The sequence below is a fragment of the Collinsella sp. TF06-26 genome, from assembly GCF_002232035.1.
Lineage (GTDB): Bacteria > Actinomycetota > Coriobacteriia > Coriobacteriales > Coriobacteriaceae > Collinsella.
Map to the genome: position 1 here is coordinate 42,036 of NZ_NKXR01000012.1, position 25,544 is coordinate 67,579.

The following is a 25,544-nucleotide window of genomic DNA, read 5'->3' on the forward strand; positions in this document are numbered from 1 at the left end:
AGACCCCATGGCATCGAAGAACCTTTTGCCCGTCGTCGCACTCTGCGGCGCGCTCGCAACCGGAACGCCTGTCGCCGCTTGGGCGACTCCCGTCATGGCAGACTCCTTACCAGCAGCCCTAAGCTCCGCACCAAATCCGTCGAGCGCCATTGCGTGTAAGCGTTTTTCGATTGCACAGGCCGCAATCTCAACCTCGGGATGCCTTCGTCGTAATACGGACGGCTCGATAGTCGTGGATATCAATCGTTCGAACAAGGTAAACGGCTCCCAGGCGGGGTGCGCCGTCTGCACGTGGCGCTCGGTTGTGCTCGATGCAGATGGCGATCCATGCAATTTAGAGCTGCGCATCGACATCGCTTCGGTCGATGACTCGGCGAACGGAGCGAAGGTCGCCTTTGACGGTGCGTTTTTCGAGAAAGGAGGCGGTATATGTCTGGGCTGCGCCGCCGCGAATGCAGACGACACGCAGCCCACCCTCTCATTCACGGCATCGTTGCGGCTGGCCAAAGCCGGCACCGATGCCATCGCGGCGGGAGAAACGTCCCTGCTGCTCTACGCCGCCAGCACCAAAGATACAGACGCTCATTTCGAGAAGCCAGCCGGATCACTCAGCCTTACACGAGGGATAGAGGCAGGCCCTATTGAAATCGATGCCCACGCGCAAAGCAGGCAACGCATTCTTGCCGACCCGGCGCTTCTCGAAATGGAGTGGAACGGATCCGGAGCCATCGGAATTCTCCCCTCCGCGCTTGACGCCAAGACGCTCCCCTCAAACGACGAACCCATCAACGCAACCATACAAGAAGAGAGCGCGGACAAGGAAGCGGGTGCGGGCGACACGTCATCGCCGACAAACAGCGTCCCAGCTTCTTTCGAAGCACCGAATGAGCCCGCTACCGATCAAAACGATCCCGAGCTCGCGGACAGTCTGGGGCTTGCTGATCCTCAAGAAATCGATGAAGGTAACTGCTGCGTGTTTGCCGCGCTCGACCACACGGAGGTCATCGACGCTGCAAGCATCGAAGTTGCCGCCGCCAATCAGCCCGTCCGCAAGTCGGCCATCATCGCATTTCCTGAATCCATCGAAGTCGTCTTTTTGCCATCGGGCGAGGTCGTGGCCCCAACACTGCTCACCTTGTTGGGCGCCAAGAATACTCGAAACGAAATAAAAAAGGTCACGGTTGTCGACCCTGCAACCACCGCTAAATTGCGCCTATACGCCGTTGCCCCAGACGGAGGCAAGACCTTGGAATTCGATGGCGACACACTCCTAGCCTGGCGACGTCTGGACATTATGCAAGACGTCTCGTATCAGATCGAACTCGAAGGGTTTGATCGTACCCGCGATGCCAATATCATCGCCGCGGCTATTGAATCCCCACAGCGGCTTATGACACTGCGCTTTGACTACTATCCCTATGTCCCGACAACCACCTGAGGCTTAAATACTGCGCGTCGTTGCTAATACCACTTATATAACGTATTAGATGAGTCGCGATGTGTCTCGCATTCCATTCTGCTACGATTGCCACGTTGGCATCAATACAGGAGGGCTCATGCCGGGCTTGGGAACAATCATCAACGTTGTCCTTTTAGTTGCGGGCGGTCTTTTGGGATTAGCGGGCGGTCGCTTTATCACACCGCGTATCCAAGACACGCTCATGAAAGCGTCGGGGCTGTGCGTCCTGTTTATCGGCCTTGGCGGCACCATGCAAAAGATGCTCCTTATCGATGGAAAGGCGCTGTCGACCACCGGTACCACCATGCTCATCGTCTCATTTGCGCTCGGTTCGCTCATCGGCGAGGCCGTCGACTTGGAAGCCGCCATTGAGAACCTTGGCGAATGGCTCAAGCGCAAAACCGGCAGCGAGGGCGATAACGAGTTCACCAACGCTTTTGTCTCGACTTCGCTCACCGTGTGTATCGGCGCCATGGCCATTGTGGGATCGATTCAGGACGGCCTGCTCGGCGACCGGTCAACGCTTGCCCTCAAGGGCGCACTGGACTGCATCATCGTCTGCACCATGACGGCCTCACTTGGCCGCGGCTGCATCTTTTCCGCCCTGCCCGTCGCCGTGTTCCAGGGGACGATCACGCTGTTTGCCGGTGCACTCTCCCCCATCATGACCACGGCAGCCCTCGACAGCCTTTCGCTCGTAGGCTCCATGCTCATCTTCTGCGTCGGCGTCAACCTTATCCGTCCTCAGACCTTCCGCACTGCCAATATGCTTCCCTCCGTCATCATCGCCGTCATCTACGCCCTCCTGTTCTAAATCTATCTACGTAGCGGTATCTCGAACATCTGTTTGATGCTGTGCTATGATATGAGGTCACCGTAGCTGCGTTCGAGAGGAGGAGCGGTGGCCGACCAGGACATCAAGATGCTCATCGAGCGCATTATGGCCGAGGCTCGGACCCATCAGTCCGCCCGCTTCTCAAACGAAATCTACGCAGACGAGCCGATTCTCAAGACCGGCCGACAGATGCAGAACTTCCTCCCCGACCAATACCGCAAGATGCGTGAGATATCGCGTTGGCAAGAAGACCCAAAGGGCGGCGCGGGCCGTTGGCTTTCGGAAGCCGAACTTTTCTACCGCCAAGGCCTGCTGATGGCTGACTTTGAGGACGACTGTCCCTACAACGGCACCTTTAAGTCGTACTTTCCCACCTACAACGCCATGAGCGACCGGCAGTTGCGCGGCTACTTTACCTGGCGTGCCCAAGTGCGCCGCGGAACCGTCGAGGAAACGTCTACGTCCTTTGCCTTTCTGTATCTCTATGAGCTGATCTGCGGCATTGGCGTAGATAATCCACTCGATGGTTTTAACAAGATCAAGGCTTTTTGGGATGTCTATCGCGCCTTCGAGCCCGGCATCGACCGGTTTGCGCGCGTGTGGCTGCAAGATTACGCCGTGTTCCACGGGCTCGACCCCAAGCTGCTTCGCGACTCTAAAACCGTCATGTTCGATAACGCCCTTATCGAACTGCGGCGCGCGGCACGAGACCTTGTACCGGCACCGGCACCGTCCGGCCAGACCCCTAAGCGTCGCAAAACCTCCGAGCCCACGCTCCCCCTTCCGCCCGATGAGGTGCGCGAGGAGCGACTCATGGCCGCCATCAACGCCCTCTCCACGTACAACCTAAGTAGCTCGCGGCTCGACCGCAGCCACCACCGCGATCTGCGCCACGTGGCGTGCGCCGTGTATGTCCGCATGACGCGCTACTATGACACGCACCGAAAGACCGGCATCGTGGCAAGTTTATTTGGGGAGGAGACGGCAATGCCCTACACCATGTTTGCCTCGGCCGTATTCTTTGCGCCCGAGCGCCACGAGGACTGCGAATACCGTCTGGACCCCATCCATATCTACCGTTGCCAAAACGGTTTTTGGGAATGCATGCGGATTCACGGCAGCAGACAAAAGAGCAGCAAACTTGGCGAGATGATGCGCGCCTGCGACCAACGCCTGCGCCTGGCCCTGGACCCTGCCCATCCCCTGAAGGAAGAAAAGGTCCCCAAATATCTGGCCAAGATTATCGATGACGAGATTGTGGCATGGCTTTCGTGGGACGCCGCACACCAGCCCGTCAAGATCGATATCGATTTGAGCCAGCTGGGGCACATTCGGAGCGCTGCCGCACAAACGCGCGAAGCGCTTTTGATCGACGAGGAACGCGAGGACGGCGCGTCCGCAGAAGCCGAGGCAGCGGACTCAGGGCAACCGGAAGCCGAGCCCGTAGCCGACGCGATGGTCGAGGCGGTCGCGGCGGCTGCAGGGCGGGACGAGTCCGACGGGCCGACCATATCCACCGAACAGTTTGGTGTCGTGGCACCGCTTCTCGCGCCGACGCCCGCGTTCGCAGCTGCTACGCCCGCTGACGCCACAAACGAACTCGCGCCCGCCGCAGACGCCTATCTCCGCGCTCTGCTCGAGCACAACACAGTACAGGCGGAATCGGCGGTAGTGCAATCGGAGCAGAGCGAGGACATGCTCGTCGATACCATCAACGAGGCGCTCTTTGACCTGGTGGGCGACACCGTAATTGAATTTAGCGCGGCAGGGCCGCAGATTATCGAGGACTATGAAGCAGACGTGAGAGGATACCTAGACCATGAGTGATACCGCATCCGCAGCACCTCGCGTGCCCAAGCGCGTCGCTGCCGTCATTCTCAACTCGCTCAAGGGCGGCGTGGTCCCGCGCATCGGCCTTCCTTACATCACCGTAGGGCGCGAGGTCGAGATCCGCGCCCTGCTCACCGATCTGAGTCTCATCGCCGACGGTGGCGCGAGCTTCCGCTTTCTGGTCGGTCGTTACGGCGCCGGCAAGAGCTTTTTGCTCCAGACTGTCCGCACGCACGCCATGGGCGAGGGGTTCGTCGTCGCTGATGCCGACCTGTCGCCCGAGCGCCGCCTGCAGGGCGGTCAGGGACAGGGCCTTGCCACCTACCGCGAGCTCATCCGCAATATATCGACCAAGACGCGCCCCGAGGGCGGTGCGCTCAACCTTATTCTGGATCGCTGGGTCGCCTCGTGTGCCGACGTCGACGAGTCGGTCGTCAATGCCCAACTGGCCCCGCTCGAGGAGATGGTCCACGGCTTCGACTTCACCCGCATGCTCCGCCGCTATCGCATGGCCGCATCCGGGGGCGACGAAGAGACCATGAGCCGCGTGACCAAATGGATTCGCGGCGAATACCGCACCAAGAGCGAGGCACGCGCCGAGCTGGGCTCCTCGACCATCATCAGCGATGACGACTGGTACGACTACGTTAAGCTCATTGCGCGCTTTTTGGTTTGCAGTGGCTACAAGGGCATGCTGGTGCTCATCGACGAGCTCGTGAATCTGTATAAGATTCCCAACGCCATCACGCGCCAATACAACTACGAGAAGATCCTGACTATGTACAACGACACGCTCCAGGGCAAGGCGCAGTACCTGGGCATGATCATGGGCGGCACGCCAACCTCCATCGAAGACCGCCGCCGCGGCGTGTTCTCCTACGAGGCCCTGCGCAGCCGACTCGCTCAGGGCCGCTTTGCGCGCGAAGACCTTAAGGACATGCTCGCGCCCATCATCCGCCTGCAGCCACTCACCTACGAGGAGCTACTGGTGCTCATCGAAAAACTCATGCAGATCCATGCCGGCTACTTTGGCTGGACGCCCACGCTTGCCGAAAACGACTTGGTGGACTTCCTCAAGATCGAGTTCGGTCGCGTGGGAGCCGACACGCATCTGACGCCGCGTGAAGTCATTCGTGACTTTATCGAGCTGCTCGATATCCTGTGTCAGAACCCCGATGCAAATGTGGCCGAGCTGCTGCAAAGCGTCGGCGGCGACGCGCTGGCGCCGGCAGCCGCAACAGGCGACACCGGCACCGCAGGCGGCGACCGCAACTTCGCCGAGTTCACCATCTAACCTACCAAAAAGGGACAGGTTTATTTTGGCAGGTTTTATCTGGGCAAACGTTGAAGCAGTAATGCAGCAAGCCGTTGCCAGCCGCGTTGAGAGATTCGTTGTTGAAAGGAGGCCCCGTGAACGCCTTTGACCGCTACGCCCCGTTTATCCAAGACTTCATCTACTCCCACGATTGGGAGAGTCTGCGCTCCATTCAGGTTGCGGCGGCAGATGCCATCTTTAGCACACAAGACAATGTGCTCCTAACGGCATCCACGGCATCCGGCAAAACCGAGGCAGCCTTCTTTCCCATCCTGACCGAGTTTTGGGAGAACCCGCCCGCGAGCGTGGGCGCCCTCTACATTGGCCCCCTCAAAGCGCTCATCAATGATCAGTTCGTCCGCCTCAACGACCTCTGCGAAGAGGCCGACATCCCTGTCTGGCACTGGCATGGCGACGTTTCGCAGTCGCACAAGGCAAAGCTCATCAAAAAGCCGAGCGGCATTTTGCAGATTACACCCGAGTCGCTCGAGGCGCTCCTGATCCATAAGCACATGGCGATCCCGCGCATGTTTTGCGACCTGCGCTACGTCGTCATCGACGAGGTCCACTCGCTCATGCGCGGCGATCGAGGCGGGCAGACGCTCTGCCTTATCGAGCGACTCTCGCACATGGCCGGCGTGCAGCCTCGCCGCATTGGCCTTTCGGCTACCATCGGCGACCCCGAGCGCACGGGTGCTTTTCTCTCACAGGGAACGGGACGCGACTGCGTTATCCCCCGCTTTGAAGAACCGCGCCGCGTGTGGCGCATCTCCATGGAGCACTTCTACAACTCGGGTCCCCAGGCGCAGCAGCGAGGATTTGAGAGTACAGGTCCTCAAGAGGCCGAAGTGCTTGCGTGCGAGCGCATTGAGGCGGCACCCGCGGCACTGCCCGCCGGCGCCCAAGACATGCGTCACAGCGGACAGCCCACACAAGAGGAGTACCGCCAACGTCGTGAGCGGGCACGGGACAAGGCTACCTCCAGGGATCACCGCACTTCGTCGGCCCCCGAGGGCGAAGTCGACATCCCACAGGCACCCGAACAGGCATTACTCAACCCCACCGACACAGCGCCAGACAACGCCGACCCCGGCATGGGCTATATCTTTGAGCACACGCGCGGCCGCAAATGCCTGGTCTTTGCCAACTCGCGCGAGGAGGCAGAGGCCGTATGCTCCATGCTGCGCAGCTACTGCGAGAGCCGGCACGAGCCCGACCGCTTTCTCATCCACCACGGCAACCTTTCGGCATCGTTACGCGAGACCGCCGAGGAGCTCATGCGCGACGAGGAACAGGCACAGACGACCGTCACCACCTCTACGCTGGAACTCGGTATTGATATCGGCCGTCTGGAGCGTGCCTTCCAGATCGACGCACCATTTACCGTCAGCTCCTTTTTGCAGCGAATGGGCCGCACGGGACGCCGCGATCTTCCGCCCGAGATGTGGTTCGTTATGCGCGAGGAAGAGCCCGAGCCGCGCACGATGATGCCCGAGACCATTCCCTGGAAGCTCCTCCAGGGCATCGCGCTCGTACAACTCTATCGCGAGGAAAAGTGGGTCGAGCCGCCCGAGCTCGATCGACTCCCCTACAGTCTGCTCTATCACCAGACCATGTCGACCCTCGCCAGCACCGGAGAGCTCACGCCGGCCGAACTTGCCCAGCGCGTGCTCACGCTCAGCTATTTCCATCGCATCTCGGCCGATGACTATCGCGTGCTGCTGCGTCACCTCATTACAATCGACCATATCCAGGTCACCGAGGGCGGCGGGCTCATCGTGGGTCTCGCGGGCGAGCGTATCATTAACAACTTTAAGTTTTACGCCGTGTTCCAGGAAAACGAGGAGTTCACCGTTCGCAGCGAGTCGGCCGAGTTGGGCACGATTGTCAATCCGCCACCGCCCGGTGAGCGCATCGCCATCGCCGGACACTGCTGGATTGTCGAGGAAGTGGACTGGAAGCGTCATACCGTCTTTGCCACGCAGGTCAAGGGCCGGGTGCCGGCCTACTTTGGCGACTGCCCCGGTGACATCAACACACATGTACTCGAGCGTATGCGCAAGGCGCTTAACGAGCACGCGTCGTATCCGTACCTCATGGGTAATGCACGGGCCCGTCTGGCGCAGGCTCGCCATACGGCCGAGATTTCGGGCGCGGGGACCAAGCCGCTCATTAACCTGGGCGGCGACACCTGGGTGCTCTTCCCCTGGCTGGGAAGCTACGCCTTTTTGGCGCTCGAACGTATGCTCAAGATTAAATGCGCCGCGGAGCTGGGCCTTCGCGGACTCGACCCGTCACGCCCGTACTTTATGCAGTTTAAGATGAAGGCCGACGAGGAGACGTTCTTTGAGGTGCTCGCCGCCGAGGCCGAAAAGGACTTCGACCCCATCGAGCTCGTCTATCCCGGCGAGGTGCCTTACTTTGATCGCTACGACGAGTACGTTCCCGAGGAGCTCGTGCGCAAGGGCTTTGCCGAAGGCGTGCTCGACATAGAGGGCATGAAGCAGCGCGTTCACGGCTGGCGCGACCACGCCTAAGACCAGTCTTTTTTGGGACGGGGAGACTTACTTGTCGTGAAGGACGGTGCCGAGGAAGTCGGTGTCGAAGGGCACGGCTTCGGCAAAGGCGTAGTCGCCGTCGCTGGCGATGAGCAGGTAGTTTTCCTCGCCGCTGAACTTCGCATCGCCACATGGGACCACCCAGGCGTGGACGAATACCTCGAGCGCCGTGGCAGCGCAGTCGCGAAGGAACGTCACATCGCTCCCCTCGTTTGCGCTCACGATATTGGCCACGTAGATACCCCCGGGGTTCAGGCTGCCCCGCACCAGGCGCAGCGCCTCAACGGTCGCCAGCTCGCGCACGGGCTCGGCACCGCCAAAGCAATCGCTCACGACCACGTCGTAGCGACGATGGCCCACGCTCGTCACACCCAGATACGAGCGAGCCTCAGCGGTAATCACCCGCAGGCGATCGCCCACCGCGTGCTCCAGTTCATCCAGATAGAACCAACGGCGCGCCAAGCGCGTTATCTCTCCGTCATACTCGATGACGTCCATGCGCAGGACCTTGTGCGACATCAGCGCAAACTTGGGATAGGCAAACCCGCCGCCACCTAGCATAAGCATACGGTTGATACCGTGACCATAAGCGTCGCGCATCACATCCTCGGCCTCAAACACGTCGTCAAACGCGCGATAGTACGCAAAGACGGGCTCCGCCCAGCGCTCGCCAACGTAACTCGCGCTTTGGTAGACGCCGCCTTGCACCAATACGCGAACTTCGTCGCCGCCCTCATCGTGCACGCGCTTCACACGTGCCAGCCCATTGCGGGTCCTCGCGACCTGCAGACAGGCAGCACGAACAGCGACAGCGGCCGCACCAAGCGCCGCGGCTCCCAGAGCAACGCCGGCAACGACGCCGGCAGAAACACTCGGCTTGTTCATCTAGAGCTCCTTTTGCAGATAAAGGCCATGGTCATAAAATCCAAGATGGCGATAGTACTCGCGCGTACCGATCGCGCTGATCACGTTGATGTACGTATAGCCAGCGTCCCGAGCTATCTGGCACGCACGCTCCACGAGCAAACGTCCCAATCCATGGTGCTGCGCTGCCTGGCCCTGATCGCCCACGCGCGCCGCCATGCCATACACGTGCACCTCACGAATCATCGCCTCGTCCGGCATCGTCGGCAGCTCGTCCGCATGTGCGGCAACAAAAGCGCGATCGGGCAGCGACAGCCGCAAAAAGCCGGCGATCTTGCCTTCGGGCGTCACCCACTGCAAAAAGCGTTCACGCGTCACCGGCGTCTCGTACGTCACTTCTTCGTCAAGGGTCAACTCGCCCAGGTCGGCACCCGCCGTGCTGATCTCGCGATAGCGAATCTCACGCACCGTCGCACCGTCACCCCGAGCAGCCAGGCGGTTCTCGACGAGCTGACGCAGGTTGGGCTTCTTGTTGCCCACCATGATGTCATCGGAACTAAAGTCGCGAATCATGCGGCTGATGCGGCAGAATGCCGGCGTCACCACGATGTCATCGGCCAGTACGTCGAGCAGCTCTTCCTCGGTATAGGGGCGCCACTCGCCACGCTCGTAACAGCCCACCAGGCGCGAACCCTCGATGAGCGCACACGGGTAGACCTTGACCTCGTCGGGCATAAAGGCCCCCTCGGTCATAAAGCGCTCGTAGTCGCGCTTGTCCCCCTCGGGTGTGGCGCCCAGCAAGTTGAGCATAAAATGCGCATGGATCTTAAAGCCAAACAGGCGCGCAAGCGAAAACGCCCGCTCGATCTGCGCCACCGAAATGCGACGCTCGTTGATATCGAGTAGATGCTGGTCAAGGCTTTGGATGCCCATCTGTATCTTGGTGCAGCCCAGGCGGCGGATGAGCGTAAGCGCCTGCGGCGTTACGGTATCGGGGCGCGTCTCGATAACGAGTCCCACCACGCGATGCTTCGCCGTCTCGTTGATGCGCTGCTGACGCTCGAGCTCCTCCATCGTTGCCGTCTGCCACTCGGTGACCTCGCCCCACGGCGTACCGGGGCCGTACAGACGACGCACCGCGCGGTTATAGCCGCCCACGGCAGCATCCACACGCTCCTGCTCGTCGGCAACGCCGGCAGCGAGCTTGGCCTCGTCTGTCGCAATGCCGGCAGCCCGATAGCGCTCGCGGCGCTCTGTTACCACCGGCGGCAGGGCATCGGCGGGAGCGTCATCGAGCAGGCGCCCCGCCTCGGCACGGCTGATGCCCGGACGCGCCAACATGGGGTTTGCCGCCACGCCGGCGACGGCATCGTCATTGAGCGCACGGAAAAGCTCGGACATAAACCACGTCTGATACCCTTGCGGATAGTCGCTCCAGGTCCCACCGAGCACGATGAGCTCTATCTTGTCGGTCGCATGCCCCATCTGCGAAAGCGCGGTCAGACGAGCGCTCACCTGCAGATACGGATCGAAGCAGTTTTGCTCCGCACGGGCACACGCCGGCTCAGCGTGCAGATAGCTCTTGGGCATGCGCAGATCGTTGGGACAAAATAGGCAATCGCCCGAGCATGGCCAGGGCTTGGTGATAACGGTAATGGTCGCCACGCCCGAAGCCGTGCGGCGCGGCTTCATGCGCAGCACCTGCAGCAGTTGGCGTTCCAGATCGGAATCGACATTCCACGCAGCCCACCGAGCCGGCTCCTCGCGCTTCACCCGCTGATAGAACGGCAGCAGACGGCGCTTGGCCAAATCGCGTTTGTCGGCACCCTCACGGCGCGCCTCGGCATGTATCAGTTTGACGAGCGCCTTGTCGTCCACGGTCTCGCCGCGACGCAGGGCCTCAAGTATGTTCAAGATAATCTGTTCCATGTCCCCATTGTAAAGGCAAAGGTGCCGAAGCCAATCTCGGCTTCGGCGCCTTCATCAAACAGCGCGGCTACGTTTGCGGGTCTCCGAAAACCGCATGTCACTCCGAATCAAACGACATGTCGCCCGAACCGACCTTAAAACGATACGTGGCAGATTTATCACCGTTGTCGAATTCAAGATTCAAAATGGTCTCGCCGTCGTAGCCAAGCGGAAGGAAATCGCTCTCGAAGTCGCCGCTGCCCACGGTGAGGCTCGCCTTAAAGCCCGTAGAGTTCGGAACCGATATCTCCACATCGCCCGAGTCCACGCTTACGTCCATCGACTTCGCGGGGGCCTGGTAGAGCTCGAACGTCACATCGCCCGAACCGACCTCAGCACTGAGCGCATCAGTCACGCTGCCCGTAAACTCTACATCTCCCGCACCCAGGAAAAGGTCAAAACCATCACAGATGACACCGGCAATCTGCAGATCACCCGAGCCCACGTGCGCGTTGATCCCCTTCAGATGTTCGGCAACACGGCGCGGCAGCTCGACCGTAACTGAGCGATCGATTGCCTTACCGTCATCACTTCCAAACTGGGAAACCTTGAGCGTCGAGTCCTCGACGGATGCGATGTTTTGCGTCGCGGCCTTGGAGGCATCCATACCCTTGGCAACGCGTCCCCGCTCGATAACGCGAGCCTTGTTGCCATCAACAACCTTGACGTCCACCGAAGCCGCATTGATATCGAAATCGAGGTAGCGGAACTCATCGGCATCAAAAGTCGTGCTCGAAAGCTGCTGAGGCCGAGCGGAATAGTTACCGCTATTCAAGGAATCGTCCTCGTCAAACATATCGTCAAAATCAGACAAATGGCCAGATAGAATACCGGTCGTACGCACAATATCGGAATGAGCCAATAGCCGCGAAGTGCCAAAGATAAGCCCGATGATGAGCACGAACGCTCCGATACCAACACCCAGGCGCACCTTCGATTCATGCGAGAGCTTCATCATTCATCACCTTCTTTGGCACTCGGCTCAGCGGCGGTCGTAGCGGCCGCATCAGTATCATCCGCAGCGGAAGCATCCTGAGCCCTGGCTGCCACCGGCGCCGGACCAACCTGAATATCCCCGCGTGCCCAGTCGCCATCGAGCGCACGCGCCACCCAGTGATAGATGGGGATCGTAAAGAAAATCAGTGCAGCAAAGGGGCCGCCACCAAACAGGAACATCAGCAAAAAGAACAACAGCCAGCACACGGCCCAATACGGAAACGACTGGAACGGACCTTTCACCGGAGTCGGATTGACCGCACCGGTGCCCGTCACCTGCGCCGTCGCGGCGTTAGCCGCCTGCGCGCTCCAGCTTGCAGCTTGCGCCGCCTTGGCAGCCGCATCACTTGCCTGCGTTGCCGCCTCGGTTGCGCGTGCCGCCGCCTCGTGGGTACGGGCGCGTTCCGCCGCCTCGGCCTCGCGCTGGCGGGCGCGGTCCTCGTTCTCAAATTCGATATCGTCCTCGATCTCGTCGCTCGGATTGAGCAGCTCGTCCAGACTCACGCCATAGAGCTTGGCAAGCGAGATCAGGTTCTCGGTATCGGGCGAGCTCTCCGCGCGCTCCCATTTACTGACCGCCTGGCGCGACAGCCCCAGCTTTCGCGCCAACCCTTCTTGGCTAAAGCCCTTGCTGCGGCGAAGGTCGGCGAGCCGCTGCGCAGTTTCTACATTCATGGTTCCTCCTATGCTTTTGCCAGCCGTGCCGCCGGACCGTTGCTGTTCTTAAGGCGCCTTGCACAGTTAAAAATCTATCCGCCACCGCCAAAATCATGCCACCTATTCTAGTGAGATTTTTGACAACCAGCGGTTGCGGGCACATATGAGCTGCGGAAATGTGTCCAAACAAAGCAATGACCCACAGCTCGGTTGTCCCCGTTGCGGCGTTAACGGTAGTATGGTCGTACTGTTTATTCCGCACCGCCATCGGAGGGAGTTCCGCGCCGTGAACCGCGATTTCGCATCATCGCTCATCCAGCTCAACAATACGTTCTATCGCGAGCACTCCGCTTCCTTTTCCGATACGCGCCAAGCCCCGTGGCCCGGCTGGGTGCGCACCATGGACATCGCGCTTGAGCAGCTCGATGTGGCCACGATCGAGCATCCCGTCCGCGTCTTCGACCTTGCCTGCGGCAATATGCGATTCGAGAACTTTGCCGCCGGCGGGGCACTTGCCGCCAAGGGCGTCGACGGCGCAAACCCCTCGGCAGATGCCAGCTGCCCCTTCGAGTTCTATGGCGTCGACTCGTGCCAAGACCTGGCCATCGATGCACATGGCCACGCCCTGCGCATTCCCAACCTGCACTTCCAGGAACTCGACGTGCTCGACGCCCTCATGAAGCTCAATCCCGCCGAGACGCCCGACGTGCTTTTCGACGCCCCGCTCGCCGATATCTCGGTCTGCTTTGGCTTTATGCACCACGTGCCGTCGTGCGAGTACCGCGTACGCGTGCTCGACGCCCTGGTGCGCCAGACGCGCCCGGGCGGCATCATCGCCATCAGCTTTTGGGAGTTTATGAACGACGAGCGTATGGCGCGCAAGGCCGTTCGCGCCGAGGCCCGCGCCGAGCTCGCCCCGCCGTTTGAGGGTTACGATTCTGCACAGTTCGAAGCCGGCGACCATCTTATTGGCTGGCAAAACGACCGCCACGCCTACCGCTATTGCCATCACTTTGACGATCAGCAGATCACCGACCTGGTGCGCGGCGTCCGTACGTTCTACAAGAGCGGCGAGGTTCCCGTACGCGAGCTCGAACGTTTCCATGCCGACGGTCGCAGCGGCGAGCTCAACCGCTATGTGATCCTCAAGCGCCTGTAGGCATTGGCAACTCGCCGCCGAGCCGCACCGCAGCGTCTGGGCAGACTATGCCCACCCTTTTCCAACCCATTGATGGAACGCGCGGCCATGCGTTCCATACGTATGACCAAGGAGCCTCATGGGAGCCGTCCACGTTCGCACCCCTAAGAACTTTGTGCTCGAGGAGCGCCTGGAGCGCTATGCCGATGCGATTGAGACGAACCCCGAGGCCTATGCCGGAGATTGGCGCGAGGCCTGTGCGCCCGCAGGCAGCAAGCCTTTCGAACACCTTCATCTGGATCTTGGTTGTGGCAAGGGAACGTACCTTGTAGAGCGCGCGGCCCGCGAGCCAAACACGTTCTTTATCGGCATGGACCAGGAGCCCATCTGCATCGCCTATGCCGCACAGAAAATCTGCGAGCAGGAGCTGTCCAACGCACTTGTCCTGCCCCGAGGCGCCGCATCGCTGCCGCAGCTATTTGCCGCAGGCGAGCTCGACGCCATCACCATCAACTTTCCCACGCCGCAGCCCAAGGCCAAGTACGCCAAAAAAAGACTCGTCCATGTCGACCATCTGATGCTCTACCGCCCGCTCTTTGCAGCCGGTGCTACCGTCACGCTGCGCACCGACAGCAAGCCATTGCGCGACTACGCCCTGGGGCAGTTTGCCGCGGCCGGCTACGACACACTTTGGGTAAGTGACGACGTCCGCCGCGACCATCCCGAGCATCCCGAGACCGAATACGAATGCCGCACGCGCGAGATGGGTGCCGTCGTCTATGGCATTTGCGCCACGCCCGGTGCGCAGCCCAGCGACGAACAGCTCGCGGCGGGCCGCGTGCAGGAACAAAGTCTTGCCTGCTACCTACCCAATAACCTCGATGAGCTCACCTATGTACCTCTGGGCATGGAAGAAGCCGTCGAGAACTTTAGAAACCGCGCCCGTAAAGGCAAGAAGCGCCTGCCGCAAGAGTCCTAGGGGCTTCTGATGGTCGCGGCGTCGGCAAACAAGCGCAAATTGGCGCCAGCGAACGGCCCTCAAACCTAAATGAGTAGACTTTTTTGCAATAGCCAGGCACAGCCCGCATAGCGAAACATAAAACCGCAGGTAGAACCCTTGCGCAAAAGCCATGTGCTGGCGAAATCGCAAAAAGTCTACTCACTTAGCTCGCGGCCGCACCAAACGGCTGAGCAGAACGCCCATTTCCTGCATTTTCTTTCGCGCTGGCACCCCGCGCCGCCGCTACGCCATAATAGTTGGCGGACAATCGCGAGAGAAAGCAAACACATGGCACAGACCACGACAGATATCGCCGCCAGCACCGTCTCCGGCGCCGGAGCCGCCAGCTCATTCTCGGGCGGCACGGGAACCGAAGCCGAATTCGGCTCACTCGGTGCGCTCTCCCCCACCTGGTGGGAGCCCGAGGACGGCAGCGAGCCCGAACCATGGCTCACGCCTGATCAGGCCTTCGAACGCTTCTTTGAATGGACGAGCGATCGCGGCATTGAGCTGTGGGACCACCAAGAAGAGGCCCTCATGGACCTGGCTGCCGGCGATCACGTCATTTTGGGCACACCGACCGGATCAGGTAAATCGCTCGTCGCGCTGGGCATGCTCTTTATGGGCATGGCACAGGGCAAACGTTGCTATTACACAGCCCCTATCAAAGCCTTGGTCAGCGAAAAGTTCTTCGATCTGGTACAGGTGCTCGGCCGCGATAACGTAGGTATGATCACCGGCGACACGCATATCAACACCAAGGCGCCCGTCATCTGCTGCACGGCAGAGATCCTTGCCAACGACGCGCTGCGCGAGGGCGAAGATGCCGATGTTGGCTGCGTCGCCATGGACGAGTTCCACTACTTTGCCGACCCCGATCGCGGCTGGGCCTGGCAGGTACCGCTGCTCACCCTGCCTCACACGCAATTCATGCTCATGAGCGCCACGCTCGGCGATGTCACTGCCATCGCCGCCTCACTCGAGGAACACACCGGCGCTACCTGCGACTTGGTCGTCGATGCCCCGCGCCCCGTGCCGCTGAGCTACGACTATGTGACGACCTCCCTCGAGGGCACCGTCGAGCTCGCCATGCGCCGTGGCGAGGCCCCGCTCTACATCGTGCACTTTAGCCAGGATGCCGCACTTGCGACGGCGCAATCCCTCGCCAACTTTGGCATTGCCAGCAAGGAGCAGCGCGAGGCCATCAAGGAGGCGGCCAAGGGCACGAGCTTCTCGACGGCCTTCGGCAAGATTCTCAAACGCCTTCTTGGATGCGGCGTCGGCGTGCACCATGCTGGCATGTTGCCGCGCTATCGCCTGCTGGTCGAGCGCTTGGCGCAGCAGGGCCTGCTGCCCGTCATCTGCGGCACCGATACGCTCGGCGTCGGCATCAACGTACCCATCCATACCGTGGTGCTCACCGCGCTCACCAAGTTCGACGGCTACAAGATGCGTCGCCTGCGCGCACGCGAGTTCCATCAGATTGCCGGTCGCGCCGGCCGTTCGGGCTTCGATACCGAGGGCATGGTCATCGCCGAGGCCCCGGAGCACGAGATCGAGAACGCCAAACTCATGGCCAAGGCGGGCGACGACCCCAAGAAGCTCCGCAAGATTAAAAAGAAGAAGGCCCCCGAGGGCTTTGTCACCTGGAACAAGCAGACCTTTGAGCGCCTGATCGAGACGCAGCCCGAAACGCTCAAGCCGCGCCTTCGCATCACACACTCCATGGTGATTAGCGTGGTCGAGCAGGGCGGCGATGCCCGAGCCCGCGTACACGACCTCATCGAGACGAGCCTGCAGACTCCCGAGGAAAAGGCAAAGCTCGAGGTTCGTGCCGACGAGATCTTCGCCACGCTCATCGACTCCGGCGTCGTCGTGCGCACTGAGGTGCCGCCCGCACCCGACGCTCCGGCTGATGCCGCGCCGGACATCGACTACGCGCTGACGGTCGACCTGCCCGAGGACTTTGCGCTCGACCAGCCGCTCTCGCCGTTTTTGCTTGCCGCGCTGGAGCTGCTCGACCCCGAGAGTGAGACCTATACCATGGACCTCATCTCGATGGTCGAGGCTACGCTCGAGGACCCTAAGCAGGTATTGCGCGCACAGGAGCGCGCCGCGCGCGACCGCGCGATGGCCGAAATGAAGGCTGACGGCGTCGAATATGAGGAACGCCTGGAGCGCATCCAGGATGTCACCTACGAAAAACCGCTCGAGGACTTGCTCGATGCCGCCTTCGACAAGTACTGCCAGGAAGTGCCCTGGGCAAACGACTACCAGCTCTCTCCCAAAAGCGTCCTGCGCGATATGCTGGAAAGCGCGAGCGATTTTAAGGGTTACATTCAAAAGCTCGGCATCGCCCGCTCCGAGGGCATTTTGCTGCGTTACCTGGCAGAGGCCTACCGTTCGCTCGACCGCACCGTGCCCATCGAGAAGCGCGACGAGCGTCTGCGCGACATTATCTCGTGGCTCGGCTTTGTGGTGCGCTCGGTGGACTCGAGCCTGGTGGACGAGTGGGAGAACGCCGGCAACCCGGCAGCCCTCGATGCTGCGCCGCCGCAGGGCATCGACGAGGTCGTGGCGGACCGCCGCGGCTGCACGCTGTTGGTGCGCAACGCGCTCTTCCGCCGCGTGACCCTTGCCGCCCGCGAGCACGTTCGCGACCTGGGCGAGCTCGACGACGACTGGGGCATGAGCGAGATCCGCTGGCAAAAAGCACTCGACGCTTACCACGAGCAGCACGAGGAAATCCTCACCGACGGAGATGCCCGCAGCGCCGCGATGTTCTCCATCGACGAGTCCGACGAGAAGACCGCGCACGTATGGCACGTGCACCAGATCTTTGCCGACGAGGATGGCGACCACGATTTTGGCATCATGGGCGATGTCGATCTGGACGCCACGCAAGACGGCGGCGAGGTAATCTTCAAGAACTACCGTGTCGGCTTTATCGAGGACCTGCTCGAGGACTAGCCGGGCGCAATGGGACGAAACAAAGCGGGGTCGCTGGCAACATCGCCAGCGGCCCCGCTTTTTGCGCGATACGCTATCCCCTACTCGGCATCCTCGACCTCATACGAATCCGCCTCGGCTGGCTCATCGTTCGTCTCTGTCGCGGCCCCGCGCGCCTCGTCAAACGCTGCTTTCATGGTCTTGTTGCCCCACGTGAGCTTGCGAATGGTAAGATCGTCGGCTTTCTTGTTGGCAAGGCGCAGATTGTTCTCGGAGGACAGCAACGCCTCCTTGGTTTTCTGCAGATGGCTAATCGTCTTGTCGATCTCATCGATTGCCGTTTGAAACTTGCGGCTCGCGATCTCGTAGTTGCGGCCGAAATCGTTCTTGAACTTCTCCATCTTGGCTTCGAAGTTCGTGACATCGATATTCTGCTGCTTGTACTCCGCCAGCTCCTGCTTATAGCGAAGCGAACCCATGGCGGCATTGCGCAGCAGCGTAATGATGGGAATGAAGAACTGCGGGCGGATCACATACATCTTCTCGTAGCGATAGCTCACGTCCACGATTCCCGCGTTGTAAAGCTCGCTCTCGGGCTCGAGCAGCGTGCAGAGCACCGCGTACTCACAGCCTTTCTGGCGACGATCGTGATCGAGTTTCTTAAAGAAGTCCTCGTTTTTATGCTTGGTCGCGGTCTCGTCGTTCTCGTTTTTCATCTCGAACATAATCGAAATGACCTCGTTGCCGCTCGCGTCGCACTCACGGAAAATGAAGTCTCCCTTGGTGCCCTCGGATGCATCGTTATCTTTCTCGAAGTACGCATTGGGAAACGCCGTCATGCGCAGACGGTTAAACTCGGTCTCGCAGTGCTGCTCGAGCGACTCGCCCACCATCTTGGTGGACAGGCGAACCTTCATGTCCTTAAGGCGCTCAATCTCTTCATCCTTGTAGCGGATCAACTCGTCGCTCACGCGCTTGGCCTGCGCAAGCTCAAGCTCGTGGGCTGCCTTGGCCTGTTCCTCGCGAGAATCGCGCACCGCCAGCTCGCTCGTCAGTTTGGCACGTGCCTCATCGCGCTCTCGCTCCGCCGCGGCGACCGCCTCTGACAGGTTCATTTTTGCCATCAGTTCCTGCTCGCGCAGCTGGGCACGCAGGCCCTCGGCCTCTTGCTCGGACTGAGCCTTTGCGGCGGAAAACTTCTCTTGCACCTTCGCGCGATAGTCAGTAAGCGCGCGCTCGGCCTCGCTGCGAGCGGCATCGAGCTCACGCTGCGACTCTGCCGCGGCGGCGGCAAGCGCCATCTCCTGGGCCTTGTCCGCCGCGGCGATCCTGGCCTGCAGCTCGGCAATCTGAGCGTCGCGCGCGGACAGGTCGTTTTGAGCAGCATTGCGTGCCGCCGCTTCGGCAAGCCTGGCTTCATCATCTTTGCGCTCCAACTGCGCACGTAAATTGTCGATCTCGCGCTGAAGCTCGGCATTCTCCTTTTGAGCATCGGAACGGGCCTCAACCGCCGCGCGCTGACTTGCACTCTCGCGCTCTGCGGCAGCGCTTTCGAGCTTGGCGCGCAGCTCGGCAAGCTCAGCGTCGCGCTTGGCAACCTCTTGTGCCAGCTGCTGAGCTGCAGCGTTCTTCTGCTCGACAAGCTGAGCGTCGCGCTGAGACTCTGCCTTTTGCAAAGCAGCCGTCGAGCGCGAGCGCTCAAGCTCCAGTGCCTGCTCGCCCTCGCGCTGGACCGCCTTCACGCGCTCATCCAGGTCGCGCGAAAACTCGGCATTGCGCACCTGCTTGACGATATCCGCATAACCGGACGCATCGACCTTAAAAACTTCGCCGCAATGCGGGCACTTGATCTCGTTCATGGCAGCTCCTCGATGGACGCAAATTTCAACCGCCTACACTCTACCGCGCCGCACGGACAAAAAAGGCGCCGCTGCCATAATGGCAACGGCGCCAGAACCACCACGAAGGTGGCTGCCCCCTTTGCGGTAGCTTGGATCCTTACAGGTCGCGGTAGTCGATCAGGCGAAGATTGGGTTGAGACTCAAGCCAAGCGCAAAGCTCGGGGTCGATGAGTGCATCAACTTCCTTGGCACGATCGGTCGTAAGCGAGCTGCTCTCGAGGATAAAACGATCGAGATAGCCCGGATGGCACACAAAGACGACCGTCTCGCCGTCCTCCATCTCTCGAACCGCCTGCATAATCGAGTCCTTGGGTTCGTAGCCCGGCTCCATCGAGTGCATCACCATCCGCAGGTCGGTATCTCCGCAATGCACCACCGCCGTGGGGTCGAAGCTCGCCTTTTGCTCCTTAAGGCCCAGCTCTTGGGCAACCGTCGAGATCGCGCGGTTAAGGTTTTTGCTCATGACGGCATGGGCCTCAAAATAATCGGGTTCGCGGCCCACGATCTCGACAAAGCGGTCATGCTGCGCGCGAATCTCGATGCAGGCCTCGTCGAAGTCTATCAACTCCTCGCCGCGCTTAAAGTGCTCGCGGAAGGTACGGCTGCTATGGAACTCACCGTTCTCGTTGAGCATGCTCGGAATGAGCGCCGGGTCGGCACACGGCTTGCCCAGGCATACGTTGGTATGCTGGCCCACCGCAATGCCGGCATCCGCCACGAGCGACCAGCCGCGCTCAGCTTCGGGCATATTGGGCATCAGGCCCGCCGAGCGCACCAGGCCCTCATTGATACTGCGGGCAATCCCCAAGTCAACGGCATACGAATAACCAATATCATCGGCACGAATGAGCAATTGCTTCATATTGACCCCCATCTATGGAAAGGGGCACTTGAAGTGCAACCAAGTGCCCCAGGCAATTATCTTACCGAACAGACGCTTTAGGCCTTGGCGGCGGCAGCGTCCTCATCGAGCTGCTCTTTGGTGAAACCAAAGAGATAAGCGATGGCGGCGGCGGAAACAAACGCGGCACCCGATGCAATGCACCCCCATACGAGATTGGCAGTTCCGCCGGCAACATATCCGGTGATACCCAGAATATTCGTCGCGCCCAAAACATACGTCGTCACATTGGTAAGAGCCGCGATCAGGCCGCCGATAGCGCCGCCGGCAACCATGGCACCCAAGCAGCGGGTGTACTTAAAGCCGCAGCCATACAGCGCGGGCTCCGTCACGCCGCCGACAATGCCGGAGAGCGAGAAACCAAGCATGGCACCCTTTTCGTCAGTCTCCTTAAGGCGCAGGAAGGCGCCGAAGGCCATGCCCCACGTAGCGAACTGAGCGATAGCGCCCGCGACCATGACGCAGGAGTCAGAGCCCATGGTGAGCAGCTGCACAATGCCAAGGGTAAGCAGGACCTGGTGCATACCGGTCATAACCAGGAACTCCCAAAGCGCGGCAATGGCAACGAGGGAGATGACCGTGACGATACCGCCGGTGTTGCCGAGGCCGAACATAAAGTTACCAACCGCGTTGCCCAAGATAGAGCCAATCGGAGCCAGCGCGCACAGCGAAACGGGAATCATGACGGCCAGAGTACACACGGGCACAAACACCGTAGAGAGCATGTCGGGAATGATCTTCTTCATGAACTTCTCAACGACCATGAGTACCGGCATGGACAGAACCATGGGGAGAACGGTGCAGGAATAGTTGTTCAGCTGAGCCGGGAGCACGCCGTAAACCATCGTGGTCGTAGCACCAGAATCCGCAGCGGCGTTGACCAACGTCATGAACTCGGGGGCAATGAGCACGCCGCCGAGCATCATGCCGAGCGGCTGGCTGCAGCCGAGCTGCTTTGCGGCAGCCCAACCCAGATAGACAGGGAGGAAATAATAGCCGGCGTTGTAAATCCAGTTGTAGAAGAAGTTGTAGATGTCAGAATCTGCAGACCAGATACCGAGCATGCCGTCGCCGCAAAGTACGGCAAGTGTGCGGAACATGGCGGCGCCCATGATAATGGGGATCGTCATGCACATTGTCTTGGACAGGTAGTTAAGGGCCTTCTTGCCCGCAGTCTTGACCGTCAGTGGCTCCTTGGTGCCGTCATCGAGGTTCTCGTCAATGGAGCCTTCGCCCTTGACGCCCAGCGCAATGGCGGCGTCATAGACCTTCGGCACGTTCTGGCCAATGATGACCTGATACTGGCCGCCAGACCACTGTGCGCCCAACACACCCTTGATCTTCTTAACTTCATTATCATTGGGAATGGACTGATCTTTGAGGTTCAGACGCAAGCGGGTCATGCAGTGCGTCGCGTTCGTCACATTGGAGGCGCCGCCGACGGCAGCGAGCACGTCCTCGGCAATCTTCTTGTTATCGACAGTCATGTCGAATCCCTTCTCTTCCAACTAAAGGCCGTGGGACTTCACGGCACCAAGACGCACGATTCCGCTCGCGCCTGCGCAGCGCGCGATACCAGTTGGCAAGAGATTGATTTGCATGTGATTCCCGGGTGGATCGACATGAAAAAAGCCCCGCGCACAACCGACAGAGACCCAATTATGGTCTCGGCAGAATCGGTAGTGCCTCTCGGAGCTGCGCCGTGAGTAACACCCAACACACGGCGAGTATATGCGGCAGATGCGTTCGTTGCGGCTCAGATTACCGACGAACGGTAGCAAACGACCCGCGAACGGTCGCCATGACGGAAAGGAAATACCAGAGAGCCTATTTATCCGAGTGGACAGAAGCCACGCGATTCACATGCATGATCAGATAGACGAGCTCCTCTTGGGCCAATGGCTCGCCAAAGGTCTCTTGAATCAGATCGTCGACACGGTGAGCGCAACGCGATGCCGCCGGATACTGCTCCACGAGCACGTCGTAAAGACCGGAGTTCTCGGTATCGATCGGCTCTTTCTTTGCCACGCGGTCGAGCAGATAGCGCACATGAGTGGCAAAGCGGGCAAAGGCGAACGACGAGCGATCGACCGTCACACCCAACTCTTCTTGAATAATCGCGACCGTCATATCGAGCAGTCGCTCCTCGTGCTGCTCGGCAAGCACGCGCCGCTCGCTCGGCTTAACCGATGCGTTGACAATCGACATGGCAATGCCCGCGGCCTCGCTTCGGGGCATGCGCACATGAAAGCTCTTCTGGATGCCGCGAACAGCCAGCTCGCCCAAGCGGTATTCGATGGGATGCAGCTGCTCCAGATCGCGCTCAAGCGGCAACGACACCACCATGTGTTCGCGGGCGCGCTTAATGGCAAACTGAATATGGTCTGCCAATGTAATGGGAAGGTTAGGACTCAATTCGTACGAAAGCTGTCCGGTCGCGATATCGGCCAGCTGAGCAGAAAACTCCAGCACCTCGGGGTCGACCTCATCGATAAACGCCAGGTACTTTGAATCGATGCCGTAAAAGGTACGCGTGATGACATCCAGGTCGACCTCATGCGGCATATCGCCAAAGCCGATACCGCGGCCCAGCGCGATAAGCTGACGCCCCGCGCCATCTTCGCAGATGGCAGCGTTGTGGTTAATGCGCTGGATAGCCCTCATGGAATCATCGCTCCTACTAAAACGCGCCGTGCAGACCATCCGCGCGGCGCGTTCATTCTACCTGCACTTACAGCTAGAGTCCAAAGAAGCCCAGGATCTGGTCGCGGCTAACGGGCTTGTAGTTGTTGGCATCGAGGCCAACGTCGTAGCGAAGGACTGGGCGCTCGCGATCGCGATTGCGCGCGTTGGTGCGGTCTCCCCTGCTGTGAATGTGCCCGTGCAGCATGATGGCGCCGCGCGCCTTGCCATTCCAGCTGAGCATGGGGTAATGGCTCATTACCAGGCGATGGCCCTTAGCGTAACCGGGGGCGACCTCCAGATAATCGCGCACCTCATCCCAAATGTGCGGCGCGTCTGGATCTTCCCAGTCGTCGTCATGGTTACCGCGGATGAGCGTTACGTTCTGACATTCGATGCGCTCGCGCAGGCGCACCGCCTCCACCAGGGGCAAACGATAGGTAAAGTCTCCCAAGATATAGAGGCGGTCGTCCACAGCCACGCACTCATTGATGGCATCGATGACCTTGCGGTTCATCTCCTCGACCGAATCAAACGGTCGATCCATGTCGTGCAAGATATTCGTATCGCCCAGGTGCAGGTCGGCGGTAAACCACATCATCGTCTCTGTCCTCATTTCGCAACGCGTATAAGACCTGTTTAGTATACAGACGCGGCGATGAGACAGTCACCCAAAGAGCCCGCCGAACAGACCTCGGCGACGCTTGTCCTTTTTATTCGAACCTTTACCCCGAGCGTTCTTATCCTTTTGCTTCTTACGGTCCTGCTCCAACTCATCGTCATCGAGTAGCATATCCCACTCAAACGGATCGTCTGTCAGATCGAACAGGTCATCGTCATCAAACACGTGCGCCTCCATTACCGATTAGCGAGCATCCACAACGTAGTTGAGAAGTCTACGGGCCCGTGCGGACACAAATTCATCCTGTCTGCGTCTTTCAATCGTTTGCCGCAACGCTTGCGCAACGGAACGCTTGCAGATAAGATAGGAACACGGATGGCACCCGTGGCAGCGGGTCTTGCCAACTCCGATACACGTTTTCATCGTGAGAAGTGGCCGTCTTCGCTTACGCGGGGGCGGCCACTTTGTTTATCCCTATGTCATCTGATTCTAATGCACAAACATGCGCACGAACTTGTGCTTCCAGCTTGCGTAAGGGGCATAGCGGAACGGCACGTCCAGCCACGTTGCCTTGTTCACGATGCTCTTCTTGTGGCTAAACGTATCGAAGCTCTCGCGTCCATGGTACTGTCCCATACCGCTCGCCCCCATGCCGCCAAAGCCCATATGGCTCGTGGCCAAATGCATAATGGTGTCATTAACACAGCCACCACCAAAGGGCACGTAACGCACAAAGCGCTGCTGAACCTCACGGTCCTGGCTAAAGATATACAGGGCCAGCGGCGTCGGACGATCCGTAATAAACGTCTCGGCCTCGTCTAGGCTCTCAAACGTCAGCACCGGCAAGATGGGGCCGAAAATCTCCTCCTGCATCACGGCGTCATCGGGGGACACGCCGTCCAAAATCGTCGGCTCGATCTTGAGCGAAGCCTCGCGCGCGGCGCCTCCAAGCACGACCTTATCGGGATCGATCAGTCCGCGCACGCGCGCAAAGTGCTTGGCGTTGACGATATGCCCGTAATCCTCGTTGTCAAGCGGATGCTCGCCAAACATACGATGGACTTCCTCCTTGATGAGGCCCAGCAGCTCGTCGTGCACGCGCGCATCGACCAGCAGATAGTCGGGCGCCACGCAGGTCTGCCCCACGTTGAGCCATTTGCCAAAGGCGATGCGCCGTGCCGCGACCTTCAAGTTTGCCGTCGCGTCCACGATGCAGGGGCTCTTTCCGCCCAGCTCAAGCGTCACGGGCGTAAGGTTTTTACTTGCGCGCTCCATGACGAGCTTGCCGACCGGAACGCTGCCGGTAAAGAAGATCTTGTCCCAGCACTCATCGAGCAGCGCTTCGTTCTCGGCGCGCCCGCCCTCGACAACCGTCACCAGGCGCGGATCAAATGCCTCTTCGCAGATTTGCTTGAGCACCGCGCTCGATGCCGGAGCATAGGCGCTCGGTTTGATGACCACGGTATTGCCCGCGGCAAGGGCGCCAGCGAGCGGCTCGAGCGTTAGCAAAAACGGATAGTTCCATGGAGCCATGATGAGCGTGACTCCGTAGGGCACGGCTTGCGTCTTGCACACGCTTACGGCGTTGGCGAGGTCACACGGGCGCAGGAGCGGGCGGCTCCATCGAGCCACATGCGCAATCTGATGACGAATCTCGGAAAGCGATGTGCCGATCTCGCACATATAGGCCTCGTCGTGCGACTTGCCCAAATCGGTCTTGAGCGCATGGGCGATATCGGCCTCGTGCGCCCGTACTGCATTGCGCAAACTCACGAGCGCGCGACGGCGAGCGTCGACATCAAACGTGGCGTGCGTCTTAAAGTAGGCGCGCTGATCGCCGACGATGCGCGCAATTTCCTCGGTGTTCAT

Annotated in this window: 19 protein-coding genes; 8 read left to right on the forward strand and 11 right to left on the reverse strand. The window is 60.1% G+C overall.

What is annotated here, in order from left to right; genetic code table 11:
* Positions 1-7: 7 nt before the first annotated feature.
* The 5 genes from CHY22_RS07545 (at position 8) to CHY22_RS07565 (ending at position 7,976) form a co-directional block, all read left to right on the forward strand.
* Positions 8-1,438, forward strand: a complete 1,431-nt coding sequence (locus tag CHY22_RS07545; protein ID WP_089573326.1) for a hypothetical protein — start codon at positions 8-10, stop codon at positions 1,436-1,438.
* Positions 1,439-1,556: 118 nt separating this feature from the next.
* Positions 1,557-2,273 carry a DUF554 domain-containing protein gene (locus tag CHY22_RS07550; protein WP_168170437.1) on the forward strand — a complete coding sequence of 239 codons (717 nt, stop codon included), beginning with the start codon at positions 1,557-1,559 and terminating at the stop codon, positions 2,271-2,273.
* 87 nt (positions 2,274-2,360) lie between these two features.
* Positions 2,361-4,121 carry a TerB N-terminal domain-containing protein gene (locus CHY22_RS07555; protein ID WP_233502841.1) on the forward strand — a complete coding sequence of 587 codons (1,761 nt, stop codon included), beginning with the start codon at positions 2,361-2,363 and terminating at the stop codon, positions 4,119-4,121.
* Positions 4,114-5,418: an ATP-binding protein gene (locus CHY22_RS07560; protein ID WP_089573327.1), complete on the forward strand. Its 1,305-nt coding sequence runs from the start codon at positions 4,114-4,116 to the stop codon at positions 5,416-5,418. Before CHY22_RS07555 ends, CHY22_RS07560 begins: the two co-directional genes overlap by 8 nt.
* A gap of 116 nt (positions 5,419-5,534) precedes the next feature.
* Positions 5,535-7,976 carry a DEAD/DEAH box helicase gene (locus tag CHY22_RS07565; RefSeq protein WP_089573328.1) on the forward strand — a complete coding sequence of 814 codons (2,442 nt, stop codon included), beginning with the start codon at positions 5,535-5,537 and terminating at the stop codon, positions 7,974-7,976.
* 27 nt (positions 7,977-8,003) lie between these two features.
* Here the strand turns inward: CHY22_RS07565 and CHY22_RS07570 are convergent, their stop codons facing one another.
* The 4 genes from CHY22_RS07570 to CHY22_RS07585 form a co-directional block, all read right to left on the reverse strand.
* Positions 8,004-8,882, reverse strand: coding sequence for a fused MFS/spermidine synthase (locus CHY22_RS07570; protein ID WP_089573329.1), 879 nt, complete (start codon positions 8,880-8,882; stop codon positions 8,004-8,006).
* Positions 8,883-10,790, reverse strand: a complete 1,908-nt coding sequence (locus CHY22_RS07575) for a tRNA uridine(34) 5-carboxymethylaminomethyl modification radical SAM/GNAT enzyme Elp3 (protein ID WP_089573330.1) — start codon at positions 10,788-10,790, stop codon at positions 8,883-8,885.
* 97 nt (positions 10,791-10,887) lie between these two features.
* On the reverse strand, positions 10,888-11,784 hold the full coding sequence (locus CHY22_RS07580; protein WP_158551186.1) for a DUF4097 family beta strand repeat-containing protein: 897 nt from the start codon (positions 11,782-11,784) through the stop codon (positions 10,888-10,890).
* Positions 11,784-12,500: a helix-turn-helix transcriptional regulator gene (locus CHY22_RS07585; RefSeq protein ID WP_089573332.1), complete on the reverse strand. Its 717-nt coding sequence runs from the start codon at positions 12,498-12,500 to the stop codon at positions 11,784-11,786. Before CHY22_RS07585 ends, CHY22_RS07580 begins: the two co-directional genes overlap by 1 nt.
* Before the next feature lie 268 nt (positions 12,501-12,768).
* Here CHY22_RS07585 and CHY22_RS07590 point away from each other — a divergent pair, with 268 nt between their 5' ends.
* From CHY22_RS07590 to CHY22_RS07600, 3 genes are all read left to right on the forward strand, one after another.
* On the forward strand, positions 12,769-13,641 hold the full coding sequence (locus CHY22_RS07590; RefSeq protein WP_089573333.1) for a hypothetical protein: 873 nt from the start codon (positions 12,769-12,771) through the stop codon (positions 13,639-13,641).
* A 118-nt stretch (positions 13,642-13,759) separates the two neighbouring features.
* Positions 13,760-14,599 (forward strand): methyltransferase domain-containing protein, encoded by an 840-nt coding sequence (locus tag CHY22_RS07595; RefSeq protein WP_089573334.1) that lies wholly within the window; start codon positions 13,760-13,762, stop codon positions 14,597-14,599.
* 309 nt (positions 14,600-14,908) lie between these two features.
* Entirely contained in the window at positions 14,909-17,590 is a 2,682-nt protein-coding gene (locus CHY22_RS07600) for a DEAD/DEAH box helicase (protein ID WP_089573335.1), read from the forward strand.
* Positions 17,591-17,670: 80 nt separating this feature from the next.
* Here the strand turns inward: CHY22_RS07600 and CHY22_RS07605 are convergent, their stop codons facing one another.
* The 7 genes from CHY22_RS07605 to CHY22_RS07635 form a co-directional block, all read right to left on the reverse strand.
* Positions 17,671-19,428, reverse strand: a complete 1,758-nt coding sequence (locus CHY22_RS07605; protein WP_089573336.1) for a DUF2130 domain-containing protein — start codon at positions 19,426-19,428, stop codon at positions 17,671-17,673.
* Positions 19,429-19,567: 139 nt separating this feature from the next.
* Complete coding sequence (locus tag CHY22_RS07610) at positions 19,568-20,332, reverse strand: ChbG/HpnK family deacetylase (RefSeq protein ID WP_089573337.1); 765 nt, start codon at positions 20,330-20,332, stop codon at positions 19,568-19,570.
* A gap of 77 nt (positions 20,333-20,409) precedes the next feature.
* A complete protein-coding gene (locus tag CHY22_RS07615; RefSeq protein WP_089573338.1) occupies positions 20,410-21,858 on the reverse strand; it encodes a PTS transporter subunit EIIC in 1,449 nt (482 codons plus the stop codon).
* 340 nt (positions 21,859-22,198) lie between these two features.
* Positions 22,199-23,035, reverse strand: a complete 837-nt coding sequence (locus CHY22_RS07620) for a PRD domain-containing protein (RefSeq protein WP_158551187.1) — start codon at positions 23,033-23,035, stop codon at positions 22,199-22,201.
* A 73-nt stretch (positions 23,036-23,108) separates the two neighbouring features.
* The gene (locus CHY22_RS07625; protein WP_233502842.1) at positions 23,109-23,654 is read right to left on the reverse strand and encodes a metallophosphoesterase; all 546 of its coding nucleotides are present in this window, start codon (positions 23,652-23,654) and stop codon (positions 23,109-23,111) included.
* A gap of 66 nt (positions 23,655-23,720) precedes the next feature.
* Positions 23,721-23,900, reverse strand: a complete 180-nt coding sequence (locus CHY22_RS07630; RefSeq protein WP_089573341.1) for a hypothetical protein — start codon at positions 23,898-23,900, stop codon at positions 23,721-23,723.
* Between the two features lie 264 nt (positions 23,901-24,164).
* Positions 24,165-25,544, reverse strand: coding sequence for an aldehyde dehydrogenase (locus tag CHY22_RS07635; RefSeq protein ID WP_089573342.1), 1,380 nt, complete (start codon positions 25,542-25,544; stop codon positions 24,165-24,167).